Genomic DNA, 12,710 nt, shown 5'->3' on the forward strand with positions numbered 1-12,710 from the left:
CACATAGCGTCCCCTGGCATGGTTCGACGAAACAGGCTGGGCCTGGCCGCCTTCGCAGCGGCCAGCATTCTTGCAGCAATGTCGGCCGCTCCCGCAGCGGCCGATGCCGGCGGTCCCGACGTATCGTCCTGGCAGCACCTGAACGGCACCATGATCAACTGGTTCGCGGTGCGCGCCGCGGGCCATAACTTCGCCATGGTCAAGGCGACCGAGGGGCTCAACTACGTCAACCCCTACTTCATCCCGGACAGCGTGCTCATGCGCACAGCGGGCGTGGCACGCGGCACCTATCACTTCGCGCGCCCGGCCCTGCCGCCGGAACCGCAGGCCGCGCTCTACGCCGCGGTCGCGCTCGGCCAGAACGGGCCGCTGGATCTGCCGCCCGTGCTCGATATGGAGGACGCGGGCGGACTCTCGCCCGCCGGGCTCATCGACTGGACGCATCGGTACCTGAACACGGTGCAGGCGCTGACCGGTCGCACCCCGATCATCTACACCTATCCGCGCTTCTGGCAGACCGCCATGGGCGACTCCAATGAATTCACCAGGTACCCACTGTGGATCGCCGATTACCGCGGCAATGACGGTCCCGAGGTGCCGGGCGGCTGGCCCGCCTGGACGTTCTGGCAGTACACCGACTCCGGCAATGTCCCCGGCATCAACGGCGGCACCGACCTGAACTCCTACAGCGGAGCCCAGGGCGATTTCAGCCGCTTCGCGAATATGCCCAACCTCGGCAGCAGCTGACCCGCTACAGCACCTGGGACAGGAACTGACGGAGGCGCGGCGTTTCGGCATTGTCGAAAAGCGCTTCCGGCGTTCCGGTTTCGACGACCTTGCCGTGGTCCATGAACACCACTTTGTCGGATACCGAACGGGCGAAGCCCATTTCGTGTGTCACGACAATCATCGACATGCCGCCCGCGGCCAGGTCTGCGATCAGCGCGAGCACACCCTTGACCAGCTCGGGGTCCAGCGCCGAGGTGGCCTCGTCGAAAAACATGACCTGCGGCTTCATGGCCAGCGCCCGCGCGATGGCCACGCGCTGCTGCTGACCGCCGGAGAGATTGGCGGGGCGGGCATCTGCCTTGCCCGCCAGGCCGACGGCCTCCAACTGCTCGATGGCCAGCGTGCGTGCCTGCTCCTTGGAGAGCCCGTGCAGTTTGCGCGGGCCGAGCTCGATATTCTCCGCGACCGTCTTGTGCGGGAACAGGTTGAAGTGCTGGAACACCATGCCGATCTGCCGGCGCAACTTGTCCGGATCGTCCTTCAGCACGGACTTGCCGTCGAGCAGGATGTCGCCCCTGCTGGGCTCGTGCAGGCGGTTCAGCACTCGCAGCAGCGTCGATTTACCGGAGCCCGAGGGACCGATGACCGTGGTGGTCTTGCCCGCATCCACATGCACGTCCACACCGCGCAGCACCTCATTGCTGCCCAGCGTCACATGCAGGTCGCTGCCGGTGAGAGAGGCACTCATGCTCCACGCCCTTCCGTGGTCACGGTCTGCTCGACCGGTTCGATCGCCTTCTCGGCCCGGCCGGTGCGCAACCGGCGGTCGATGTAATTCACCAGGTGGGTCAGCGGCACCGTCAGGACCAGGTACATCAGACCGGCGGCCATCAGCGGCGACAGATTTCCGGTCTGCGCGTTGAGATCCCGGCCCACCGCGAACAGCTCCCGCTGGGTGGCGAGCAGGCCCAGGAAGTAGATGAGCGAGGAATCCTTGATGAGCGCGATGAACTGGTTCATGAGCGCGGGCAGCACCCGGCGCACACCCTGCGGAATCACCACCAGCGACATCGACTGCCGGTAGCCGAAGCCGATGGCGCGGGCCGCCTCCAGCTGACCCGCCTCCACCGATTGGATGCCGGAGCGGAAGATCTCGCCGATATAGGCGGACGACAGCAGCGCCAGCGCCACCACACCCAGCCAGTACGGGTTGTTGCCGGTGAGGTTCTTCACCACAGGACCCACGCCCAGGCCGATGATCAGAATGATCACCACCGCCGGCAGGCCGCGGAAGATATCGGTGTAGACGCGGGCGGGCCAGCGCAGCCAGCGGGTGCGGGAAATGCCCGCGACCGCCAGCAGCATGCCGATCACGGTGCCGAGCGCACCCGAAACCAGCGCCAGGATCAGGGTATTCGGCAGACCGGTCTTGATCAGGTCCGGAAAAGCCTTGCGGTACAGCGACCAATCGAAGAACGTGTCCTTCAATTGCGCGAGCGTAGACTTCGGCGCCACCGCGGCCTGACCGGTGTGATCACCGGCGTGTTCGGCGGCGATCTTGTCGAAATCCGGGAGCTGCGGGGCGGCAACGGCTTTGGAGCCCGGCTTCCAGCCCGGCGGCAGTTCGCGCGGCACCCAGTTCTCGTACAGCTTCGCGTAGGTGCCGTCCGCGATCACCGCGTCCAGACCGGCATTGAGCGCATCGGTGAGCGGCTGATTGCCCTTGCGGACCGCCCAGCCGGTGAAGTTGTTGAGGCTGAACGTGTTCTGCACGATCGATACCGGATCACCGGGCTTGATGGTGCCGATGGCCTGCTGCGATGGGGCCACCCAGGCATCGATCTGCCCGGTCTTCAGATTCGCGTAGGCGGTGTTGTAGTCGGGGAACTTCACCGGGTCCAGGTGCAGTTCGTTCACCACGTACTCGTCCTGCACGGTGCCCTGAACCACGCCGATGCGAGTCTTACCGCTCAGGTCCGAGAAGGCTTTGACGGCACTGCCGTTCGGTGCGACCAGGGAGAAGTAGCCGAAGTCGTAACCATTGGTGAAATCGACCAGCTGGCGGCGGGCATCGGTGGTGGTGATGCTGGAGGACGCCGCGTCGAAGCGGCCATTGGCCACCTGCGCCAGCAGCCCCGCGAAATCGGTGCCGGTGAACTCCACCTGCAGGCCGATCTTGGCGGCGGCCGCTTTCAGCAGTTCATTGTCGAAGCCGGTGTAGACGCCCTGCGAATTGACGCAGATGCTCGGCGGGGCGTCCGACAGCGTGCCGACGCTGAGCTTGCCCGGTGTGAGCAGCCCGAGCTTCTTCACATCGATGCGGTCCAGCGGTTCGGTGGTGGCCGTCGTGTATTTGTCGGAGGACGGGGACTGCTGCCCGCTCGCCAGATTGGTGGGCGCCGCGCTGGCCGCCGATAAGCCCGGCGGCGAGCACAGATCGGTGCCGCTGGGCGCCGCGGAGCTGGGCCCGGCACCGAGGGTGACAGCGCCCAGGGTAACCAGCAACACCCCCGCGATCGACAGCATGCGAGGTCGACGGCCGTACCGTCGGGACCTGGCCGTGCGCAAGCAAACCATGACAAACCACCCTAGTGGGGGTAGTGAGCATTTCCAGAGTTGCGGTCAGCTCGAGTCGAGAGTTGCGTTCAGGCCGAATGAATTGATAACCGAGATCTAGCCGGTGACCTTGTCGCGCCAGGCGATGGCCTCCTTGACCACAGTCAGGTCGTAGTCCGGGCCGCCGGTGCCGACCGTGAACAGGGTCGCGCCCTGCGCCACGAATTCGTCTGCCTTGTCCGCGCCGGGCCAGTCCACCGACTTCTCGATGGTCGCCACATCGGTGCCGACCGCGGTGCAGTGGTCGGCCAGAATGCCGGACTTGCGCTTCAGGACTTCGAGATCGGCGAAGGTGTGCCAGATATCGGCGTACTGGGCGACCAGGCGCAGCGTCTTCTTCTCGCCGCCACCGCCGATGAGAATGGGGATATCGCGGATTGGCTGCGGGTTGAGCTTGGCCAGGCGGTCGGTAATGCGGGCCAGGTATTCCTTGAGCAGTTCGAGACGGCTTCCGGCAGTGCCGAATTCGTAGCCGTACTGGTCGTAGTCCTTCTCGAACCAGCCCGCGCCGATGCCGAGAATCAAGCGGCCGTCGCTGATCTGATCGACGGTGCGGGCCATATCGGCCAGTAGATCCGGATTGCGATAGCCGCCACCGGTGACCAGCGCACCGAGCTGCACCCGTTCGGTCTGCTCGGCGACCGCGGCGAGCATGGTCCAGCACTCGAAGTGCGCGCCCTCGGGATCACCGTAGAGCGGATAGAAGTGGTCCCAATTGAAGACGATGTCCACCCCGGCGTCCTCGGCCCGGCGCACCGCGTCCCGAACGAGCCCGTACTTGGGCGCGTGCTGCGGCTGCAGTTGAACTCCGATACGAACCGATCGACTCATTGGTCGCTCCTCGTCTCACGCTGAAATTCATGGACAGATCAGGTAGCCCGACAGACCCGGGTGAAGTCCGATTCCGAGGCTACCGGGATCCGCCGGTGCGGTCGCGCCGTGCCTCGGCTTCGCACCCCCGACACGCTGGCAAACATCCTGATATCGTGCGCAGGACCCGGGCCCGGCGCCCGGGGACAACCCCCTCTACTCGGATCGTCCGGCACGTTCCTGCCGGTGAAGGGATGTGCACCGTGGCTACGGTGACTTTCGACAAGGCCTCCCGTGTGTACCCGGGCTCGGCCAAACCCGCTGTGGACGAACTGAATCTGGAGATCGCCGACGGCGAATTCCTGGTTCTCGTGGGCCCGTCCGGCTGTGGCAAATCCACCTCGCTGCGCATGCTCGCGGGCCTGGAGGAGGTGAGCGACGGCCGCATTCTCATCGGCGACCGGGACGTCACCCATGCCGAGCCCAAGGAACGCGATATCGCCATGGTGTTCCAGAACTACGCGCTCTACCCGCATATGAGCGTTGCCGAGAACATGGGCTTCGCGCTGAAAATGGCCAAGGTCGCCAAGGAGGAACGCCAGCAGCGGGTGCTGGAGGCGGCCAAACTGCTGGATCTGGAGCCGTACCTGGACCGGAAACCCAAGGCGCTCTCCGGCGGTCAGCGCCAGCGGGTCGCCATGGGCCGCGCCATCGTGCGCCAGCCGCAGGTGTTCCTCATGGACGAGCCGCTGTCCAATCTCGACGCCAAACTGCGGGTGCAGACCCGCACCCAGATCGCCCAGCTGCAGCGCCGGCTCGGCACCACCACCGTTTATGTCACGCACGACCAGGTCGAGGCCATGACCATGGGTGATCGGGTGGCCGTGCTCAAGGACGGGCTGCTGCAGCAGTGTGCCGCTCCGCGCGATCTGTACCGCGATCCGGCCAATCTGTTCGTGGCCGGATTCATGGGCTCGCCCGCGATGAACTTGTTCACGCTGCCGGTCGAGAACGGCGGCGTGACCGTCGGCGGGCATCGGATCGAGCTGCCGCGCACGGTCGCCGATGCCGCCGGCCCGAAGGTCGTGGTCGGGGTGCGGCCCGAGCACCTGGAACCGGTCGGCGACGGCAGCGGCATCGGCATGGAGATCGATGTGGTGGAGGAGCTCGGCTCCGACGCCTACATCTACGGCCGCACCCACGGTGACGGGGAAACCATTGTGGCGCGCGCTGATTGGCGCCACCCACCGGTCAAGGGCGCGAGCCTGAGCCTCACCACCGATCCCGAGCACATCTACTTCTTCGGCCCGGAAGACGGCCGCCGGCTGAACTGACGGCTCCCGCAATACCGTCCGGCGTCGCCCCTCACCTGCGGGGGCGGCGCCAGTTCTTATTGATCCGCACGCGCAGATTCTCCAGTGGCACTTCATGTCCCGAGGCGCTGCGGATTTCGACCCGCACCGGTTCTCCGGTGGAATCCTCGACGCGCTCCAGCGGCGGCACACCGTCCTGCAGGTAGGTGTCGCCCCACTGCCAGAGCGCGACCACGACCGGCAGCAGATCCACACCCATTGTGGTGAGCGCGTATTCGTGCCGGGTCCGCTTGCCTTCCTCCTGGTAGGGGCGCTTCTCCAGCAGTCCGGCGTCGACCAGCTTGCGCAGTGCGCTGGAGGCCGCGGCATCGGTGATGCCCACGCGGGTGGCGAAGCCGTCGAACCGGGTGGTGCCGTAGTACGCCTCGCGCAGGATGAGGATCGCCGAGCGGGTGCCGACGATCTCCAGGGCCTTGGCGATCGAGCAGCCCTCGGGTTTCCACGCGCTCAGATCACCGAGCTTGCCTTCCATCACTACGGACATGGCGTACATCATACACAGGCTGACTTGCCCTAACTATTGCCAGCTCGTACTCTGACATTAGGGCAATGAAGCCAGCTACTCCGAAAAGGATCAGCAATGAGAGACGCAGTCATCGTCGAAGCGGTACGCACACCGGTCGGCAAGGGCAAGCCCAACGGCGCACTGCACGGCGTACACCCCGCCGACCTGTTCGCGCACAGCCTGCGCGAAGTGGTCCGGCGCAGCGGCATCGATCCCGAACTCATCGACGATGTGATCGGCGGCGTGGTCACCGCGGTCGGCGAACAGGGCAGCAACCTCACCCGGCGGGCCGCACTCGCCGCCGGCTATCCGGAATCGGTGCCCGCCACCACCGTGGACCGCCAGTGCGGCAGCAGCCAGCAGGCCATCCACTTCGCCGCGCAGGGCGTGATCGCCGGGGCCTACGACATCGTGGTCGCGGGCGGCGTCGAATCCATGAGCCGGGTGCCGATGGGCGCGAACATGATCGGCGCGGCGGATATCGCCGGCGTCGGATTCGCCGAACGGTATCCCGAGGGCCTTGTCCCCCAGGGCATCAGCGCCGAACTCATTGCCGCGAAGTGGGGGCTCTCGCGCGGACAGCTGGACGAGTTCGCACTCGCCAGCCACGAAAAGGCCGCTCGCGCAACAAAGGACGGGGCCTTCGAAGCCCAGCTCGCACCTCTCGACGGACTCACCACCGATGAGGGCATCCGCCTCGGCAGCACACTGGAGACGCTCGGCGCACTGCGACCCGCGTACTACAGCGAGGACATGGCCGCCCGCTTCCCGCAGATCGGCTGGAACATCACAGCCGCCAATGCCAGTCAGATCAATGACGGCAGCTCCGCGGTACTCATCATGACCAGCGAACGCGCCGCCCAGCTCGGCCTGACCCCGCTCGCCCGGGTGCACAGCTTCGCCGTGGCCGGCGACGACCCGCTGCTCATGCTCACCGCCGTCATCCCCGCCACCCGGAAGGTCCTGCAGCGCAGCGGCCTCCAGCTCTCCGATATCGACCTCTTCGAAGTCAACGAGGCCTTCTCCTCGGTAGTCCTGGCCTGGGCCCACGACACCGGCGCCGACCTGTCCAAGGTGAACGTCAACGGCGGCGCCATAGCCATCGGCCACCCCCTCGGCGCCTCCGGCAGCCGCCTCGCCACCACCCTCGTCCACGCCATGCACGACCGCGGCGCCCGCTACGGCCTGCAAACCATGTGCGAGGCAGGCGGACTCGCCAACGCCACTATCTACGAACGCCTCTGAGGTACGCCGCAGGCTTGGGTTCTCGGTCAGATCGACACCGCCACTACGGCGGTGAGCAGGCCGAGGACCCAGGCTTCGACGAGCATGGGGAAGGCCAGTAGCGCGGTGGTCCAGGAACGTTGGCGCCATTGGGCGGCGCGGAGGATCCAGAGGGGGACCAGCATGAGGGTGATGGCGATGCCGAACCAGGCCACGGCGTAGGCGACGGGGAGGTAGCGCGGGTCGCCCGAATCGCGGGCCAGCAGCTGGTAGTCCGGGACGAAACCCGCTATCACCCAGGCTGATCCGCATGCCGCGAGATAGATCAGCGTGGAGATCGCGAGATCGGCCCAGCGCATGGGCGGCCGCCACCACTCCGCCATCCCTCCAGGATGCGCCCGCGCCTCAGCTGACGGTGCCGCCGACTACAAGGCGCCCGCGCCTCAGCTGACGGCGTTACCGACCAGAAGGTGCCCGATCCCGCCGCACACCGCGATCAGCGGGAGCGCCGCCGCCGTCCACCACCAGGCGCGCCGCCCCGTCATGGCCGCGACCGCGGCCAGCACCAGCCCCGCGCCCAGGGCCAATGCCATTCCGCCACCGCCGATCAGCAAGCCCCACAGGGCCGATCCCGCCGGCCGAATCGCCTCACACTGCACCGAGAAGTCCTTCTTCGCGGTGCAGCGATTATGGATCAGCCCGAATGCCTTACCGAAAAGGTCGTAGGCGAACAGGGCTGCAATAGCCACATCCACCGCGAACAACAAGGTCGCCAGCAGCACATCCTTGCGCGCCACCGCTGGCCGTGACGACCCTGCGGGCGACGACACCGACCGGTCGGGTGCCGCAGCCACGGGATGCTGTTCCGGCACACTCTGATTCACCCCGGAGTCGCCGGGTGGCAGGGTGTGCTTGACCGTTTCGGCCGCGTCCGCCCCATACGACTGCACCGCACGGCCGGGTTCCTGCGGCGGAGTGGGGCCACCGGACCCTCGTGAATCACCGGGACCCGGCGGACGACCCGGACCGCCCGGATTCCGTTGCGGCACCGGCTCCCCCGGCCCACGCGACTGCCCCGGACCGCCCGATCCCGGCCCCGGACCGCCCGATCCCGGCGACTGCCCCGGACCGCTCGGCCCCGGACCACCTGGTCCTGGCGACTGCCTCGGACCGCCCGGCCCCGGACCCGGACCGCCCGATCCCGGCGACTGCGCCGGACCGCTCGGTCCCGGCGGACGTCCCGGACCGGGCGGGGGTTGCTGGCGTCCGGGAACGCCTGGATTCCGTTGCGGCACCGGACCAGCCGGTCGCTGCGGCGGTGCCGGCGGGCGGGCGGGATTCGGGCGAGGGCCATCCGCCCCTGGCCGTCGCGGTTCATTGGGCGGATACATACGCGGACTCCCCCGGTCGATCGTCTTCTCTCGGCATTCTGACCGTGTCGCGAGCTCACCGCCACTCCGATTCCGGTCGGCCGGGCGCATACCGGATAGCTGAGTAGGGTGCTCGGGATGAACGAGAGCGCGGGCGCCCCGGACTTCGATGCTGCGATCGTCTATGCGATTCCGATGCGGACTCGGTTTCGCGGGATCACTGTCCGGGAGGGGATGTTGATACCCGGGCCGCTCGGGTGGGGGGAGTTCTGCGCATTCCCCGAGTACGACGACCATGAGGCAGCCGCCTGGCTCGCTACCGCCGTGGAGCAGGTGACCGTCGGGTGGCCGGAGCCGGTGCGGGATCGGGTGCCGGTCAACTGCATTGTTCCGGCGGTCGGCCCGGAGCGGGCCCGAGAGATCGTTGCCGCGTCAGGGTGCCGGACTGCGAAGGTGAAGGTCGCCGACCATCCGGGGTCGCTGGCGGAGGATATCGAGCGGGTGGCGGCCACCCGGGAGGCGCTCGGACCCGGCGGCGGGGTGCGGATCGACGCGAACGGACTGTGGGATGTGGAGACCGCTGTCGAGCACATCAAGCAGATCGACCGGGCCGCAGGAGGTTTGGAGTACGTCGAGCAGCCCTGCCGCACCATAGAGGAGCTGGCCGCCGTACGCCGGCGGGTGGATGTGCGCATCGCCGCCGACGAATCGATTCGGCGCGCGGAGGACCCGATGCGTGTCGTGGTGGCGGGCGCCGCGGATGTCGCGGTGCTCAAATGCACCCCGCTGGGCGGAGTCCGGCGAGCGCTACAGGTCGCCGAGGCGGCGGGACTGCCCTGCATCGTCTCCTCCGCGCTGGAGACCAGCGTCGGGCTGTCCGCCCAGATCGCCCTGGCCGCAACACTTCCCGAACTCGACTTCGCCTGCGGCCTGGACACCCTCTCCCTCTTCACCGGCGACCTGGTCCCCGAATCCCTGCGCCCGGTGGACGGCTATCTTCCGGTCCCGGCCGCCCCGCCGACTCCCAGCCTGGAATTGCTGAAGCGCTATCGGCACCCGGATGCGGAACGGACCGCATGGTGGCACAGCCGACTCACCCGCGTTCGCCGCCACTTGGAATAACCCGGGCCCAAAGCGGTTCAGGTAATTCGGACCCCGCAGGAGTACATGGTCGTGCGCAAAAGAAGTGCGGCTTCGGGACCTATGACACCGTCCACCAATTCCACATAGCGGCCGCAGAATTCCGATCCGTGCGCCGCGGTTCCACCGTGATCGGGATCCAGGTGATGCGCCAATTCGTGCAGGATCACCAATTCCCGCAACGCCCACGCCCGGCCGTGCACATGCAGCGGAACAGCGAGAACGGCCGCTTCGGCCTCGTAGTGCGCCGCCTTTGCACCGGCCCGGGCACGCACCAGAATCGGGATCTGCGACCGTTCCCATTGGGCACGTACCCAATTCAATGCGAGCACCCGATCCACATAACTTTGCACCGATTCCACCGAGGCGAACTTTCGCTCGATCGGCAGCGTCACCTGCGAGCCGAGCACCTCCACCGTGCGCGCCCCGAATTCGTCGGCGCGCTCGAATACGCCGCGCACCAGCATTTCCGCGTCGTACACCTGAGCCCGTTGCGAATCACGCACCGCCGCACTCGTTCCCGGATTCCCGTTCGCAATGCCTCGCAGACCCTGCTGCACGATCGCCGCATAATGCGGGCCGGGGGAACGGCACGCTACCCAGCACCGGCCGACGGCTCACTGCCCGCCGCGCGGCAATTGCCCGCGAGCGCCGTCCAATTCGGGGGCCGTGCCCAGGCGCGCCGCCTTGCCCGCGCGGTCTCCGGCCCGGCGTGCGGCCGCGGAATAGCCCGCCGACGCCTGCGGACCGCGCCAGGTGCCGCGCGCCTCGGAGGTGCTGGTGTAGAAGTCGGTGAGCTCCAGCTCTTTGTTGCGCAATGCCAATGCCGTTCCGGTGGAAACGGTTTCGGTGCGCACCGCCTCGGCCTCGACCTCGGTCTTGATCTCGCCCAGCCGGCGTCCGATGCGCGCGGCGAAGGCCATCTGGAAATTCAGGCGCGCGGTCACCGCGGCTACCGGCGCCTGTACGCGGCGCTGCACCGTACGGCCCCACCGGGTTTCGGCGACCACCTTCTCGGTGGTGGCGGTCCGGTAGGCCCCGGATTTGATGTACTGATCCGATGCCCGCACCATCTGCACCAGCAGGCTGCTGTAGAGCGCGGCACAGGTGTCGATATCGGTGTCGAAACCGTAGGCGTAGACCGTCGTCGAGGACCGCGCCACATCACAGCGCACATCGTTCGCCGCGGCGATAGCCACAAAAAGCTGCACGTAGGTGCGCAACCCCCGCTTGCCCGGCTCGCCTATGGGCACCACCCGCTGGATCGGCGTCGGCCGCCGCTCGCGGCCCGCGATATGCGCGCGCGCCACCGCCAGATCGACCGAAGACCTGGTCGCGAGCTTCTGGGCGGCCGCGAGGAACGCCTCCGCCTCATGCTCGTTATCGGTGGATTCGGCCTGCCGCAGCAGTCCGCCGATACGCGTCAGTAGTTTGTCCTGAGAAGACATCGGCACCCAGCCTAGCTGGGCCGATGACTACTCGTCCGAGCCGGAAGACCGAGGTAGTCCGGGCACCGGGCACATCCACCATGTATCTTCCTGTGTGCAACCGGCTGAGTGTGCCGCCGCTCACGTCTCGACCCTGGAGTATCAAAGATGGTTTTGAAGAAGGTGTCGTCCCTACGATCGTCGCTGATTCCGCGCGCCGCGGTGGCTTTCACCTCCGCTGCGCTGCTGGCCGCGACATTCGCCGCGGGCTGCTCGAGCGACTCGAGCACCAACGCCACCTCGCAGAACCTCACCGGGCGTGGCCCGATCACCTATGTCGAGGGCAAGGACACCACCGAAACCGGTGCGGTCAAGCAGCTCATCGACCGGTGGAACAGCTCGCACCCGGACGAGAAGGTGACGTTCAAGGAGCAGTCGAACGACGCTTCCCAGCAGTACGACGATCTGGCGCAGCACATGCGCGCCAAACAGTCGGACTACGACGTGGTCGCGCTCGACGTGCCGTGGACCGCGGAGTTCGCCGCCAAGGGCTGGATCCAGCCGTTGAAGGACTCCTTCGCCATCGACACCTCCACGCTGCTGTCGCCGCCGGTCGCCAGCGCCACCTACAACGGCACGCTGTACGCCGCGCCGCGCAATACCAATGGCGGCCTGCTGTACTACCGCAAGGACCTGGTTCCCGAGCCGCCCAAGACCTGGACCGAGCTGCTGGGCGACTGCACCAAGGCCAAGGATGCCGGAATCGGCTGCTACTCCGGTCAGTTCGCGCCCTACGAGGGTCTGACCGTGAACACCGCCGAGCTCATCAACGCCTACGGCGGCAGCTTCGTCGGCCCGGACGGCAAGTCCCCCACCGTGAACAGCCCGCAGGCCCGCGCCGGCCTGCAGGTGCTCGTCGACGCCTACAAGAACGGTGACATCCCGAAGGAAGCGATTTCCTTCAAGGAGCCCGAGAGCCAGAACGCCTTCGCCACGGGCAAGCTCCTGTTCATGCGCAACTGGCCCTCCAGCTTCGGCGATGTCGGCTCCGACGCCTCCGCGGTGAAGGACAAGTTCGGCGTCGCGCCGCTGCCCGGCAAGGACGGCATCGGCGCCTCCACCCTCGGTGGCTACAACGCGGCCATCAGCTCGTTCTCCAAGAACAAGGCCACCGCACTGGACTTCCTGCGCTACCTGATCAGCGAGGACGCACAGCACATCGTCGCCCAGGGCGGGTTGCCGTCGGTTCGCGCTTCGGTCTACGACGATCCGGCGCTCATCGCCAAGATGCCGTACCTGCCCGCGCTGAAGGATTCCATCGCCTCGGCCGTGCCGCGTCCGGTCACCCCGTTCTACCCGGCGGTGTCGAAGGCCATCCAGGACAACGCATATGCTGCTCTGACCGGCACCAAATCCGTAGACGACGCCATTGTCGGAATGCAGAAGGGCATCGAGACCGCCGGTTCGTAGTCTCGACGCAGTGCGGATAACGCTCGAGTCCCGTAGGAGAAGAAAA

13 protein-coding genes are annotated in these 12,710 nt (G+C 67.1%); 5 read left to right on the plus strand and 8 right to left on the minus strand.

The window, feature by feature from the left end; translation table 11 throughout:
• Positions 1 to 78: 78 nt before the first annotated feature.
• A complete protein-coding gene (locus ABZX86_RS18795) occupies positions 79 to 747 on the plus strand; it encodes a glycoside hydrolase family 25 protein (RefSeq protein WP_327146320.1) in 669 nt (222 codons plus the stop codon).
• Positions 748 to 751: 4 nt separating this feature from the next.
• On the opposite strand, the gene ABZX86_RS18800 is transcribed toward ABZX86_RS18795, so the two are convergent.
• The 3 genes from ABZX86_RS18800 to ABZX86_RS18810 form a co-directional block, all read right to left on the minus strand.
• Positions 752 to 1,477: an amino acid ABC transporter ATP-binding protein gene (locus ABZX86_RS18800; RefSeq protein WP_355125052.1), complete on the minus strand. Its 726-nt coding sequence runs from the start codon at positions 1,475 to 1,477 to the stop codon at positions 752 to 754.
• A complete protein-coding gene (locus ABZX86_RS18805) occupies positions 1,474 to 3,255 on the minus strand; it encodes an ABC transporter substrate-binding protein/permease (RefSeq protein WP_355125054.1) in 1,782 nt (593 codons plus the stop codon). Before ABZX86_RS18805 ends, ABZX86_RS18800 begins: the two co-directional genes overlap by 4 nt.
• Positions 3,256 to 3,402: 147 nt before the next feature.
• Positions 3,403 to 4,176 (minus strand): LLM class F420-dependent oxidoreductase, encoded by a 774-nt coding sequence (locus ABZX86_RS18810; protein WP_355125056.1) that lies wholly within the window; start codon positions 4,174 to 4,176, stop codon positions 3,403 to 3,405.
• Between the two features lie 242 nt (positions 4,177 to 4,418).
• Between ABZX86_RS18810 and ugpC the strand changes: the two genes are divergently transcribed.
• Positions 4,419 to 5,489, plus strand: coding sequence for a sn-glycerol-3-phosphate ABC transporter ATP-binding protein UgpC (gene ugpC / locus ABZX86_RS18815; RefSeq protein ID WP_355125058.1), 1,071 nt, complete (start codon positions 4,419 to 4,421; stop codon positions 5,487 to 5,489).
• 31 nt (positions 5,490 to 5,520) lie between these two features.
• On the opposite strand, the gene ABZX86_RS18820 is transcribed toward ugpC, so the two are convergent.
• A complete protein-coding gene (locus ABZX86_RS18820; protein ID WP_355125060.1) occupies positions 5,521 to 6,012 on the minus strand; it encodes a helix-turn-helix domain-containing protein in 492 nt (163 codons plus the stop codon).
• Between the two features lie 96 nt (positions 6,013 to 6,108).
• Between ABZX86_RS18820 and ABZX86_RS18825 the strand changes: the two genes are divergently transcribed.
• The gene (locus tag ABZX86_RS18825) at positions 6,109 to 7,278 is read left to right on the plus strand and encodes a thiolase family protein (RefSeq protein ID WP_355125062.1); all 1,170 of its coding nucleotides are present in this window, start codon (positions 6,109 to 6,111) and stop codon (positions 7,276 to 7,278) included.
• Between the two features lie 26 nt (positions 7,279 to 7,304).
• Here the strand turns inward: ABZX86_RS18825 and ABZX86_RS18830 are convergent, their stop codons facing one another.
• A complete protein-coding gene (locus tag ABZX86_RS18830) occupies positions 7,305 to 7,640 on the minus strand; it encodes a hypothetical protein (RefSeq protein WP_355125064.1) in 336 nt (111 codons plus the stop codon).
• A gap of 60 nt (positions 7,641 to 7,700) precedes the next feature.
• A complete protein-coding gene (locus tag ABZX86_RS18835; protein WP_355125066.1) occupies positions 7,701 to 8,207 on the minus strand; it encodes a hypothetical protein in 507 nt (168 codons plus the stop codon).
• A gap of 558 nt (positions 8,208 to 8,765) precedes the next feature.
• On the opposite strand from ABZX86_RS18835, the gene ABZX86_RS18840 reads away from it, so the two are divergent.
• Positions 8,766 to 9,749 carry an o-succinylbenzoate synthase gene (locus ABZX86_RS18840; RefSeq protein WP_355125068.1) on the plus strand — a complete coding sequence of 328 codons (984 nt, stop codon included), beginning with the start codon at positions 8,766 to 8,768 and terminating at the stop codon, positions 9,747 to 9,749.
• A 17-nt stretch (positions 9,750 to 9,766) separates the two neighbouring features.
• On the opposite strand, the gene ABZX86_RS18845 is transcribed toward ABZX86_RS18840, so the two are convergent.
• Both ABZX86_RS18845 and ABZX86_RS18850 read right to left on the minus strand, forming a co-directional pair.
• A complete protein-coding gene (locus tag ABZX86_RS18845; protein WP_355125070.1) occupies positions 9,767 to 10,273 on the minus strand; it encodes a TIGR04338 family metallohydrolase in 507 nt (168 codons plus the stop codon).
• 111 nt (positions 10,274 to 10,384) lie between these two features.
• Positions 10,385 to 11,215: a DUF2786 domain-containing protein gene (locus tag ABZX86_RS18850; RefSeq protein ID WP_355125072.1), complete on the minus strand. Its 831-nt coding sequence runs from the start codon at positions 11,213 to 11,215 to the stop codon at positions 10,385 to 10,387.
• A gap of 147 nt (positions 11,216 to 11,362) precedes the next feature.
• Here ABZX86_RS18850 and ABZX86_RS18855 point away from each other — a divergent pair, with 147 nt between their 5' ends.
• Positions 11,363 to 12,664 carry an ABC transporter substrate-binding protein gene (locus ABZX86_RS18855; protein ID WP_355125073.1) on the plus strand — a complete coding sequence of 434 codons (1,302 nt, stop codon included), beginning with the start codon at positions 11,363 to 11,365 and terminating at the stop codon, positions 12,662 to 12,664.
• Positions 12,665 to 12,710 lie beyond the last annotated feature (46 nt).

This window comes from Nocardia sp. NPDC006630 (assembly GCF_040611495.1).
Lineage (GTDB): Bacteria > Actinomycetota > Actinomycetes > Mycobacteriales > Mycobacteriaceae > Nocardia.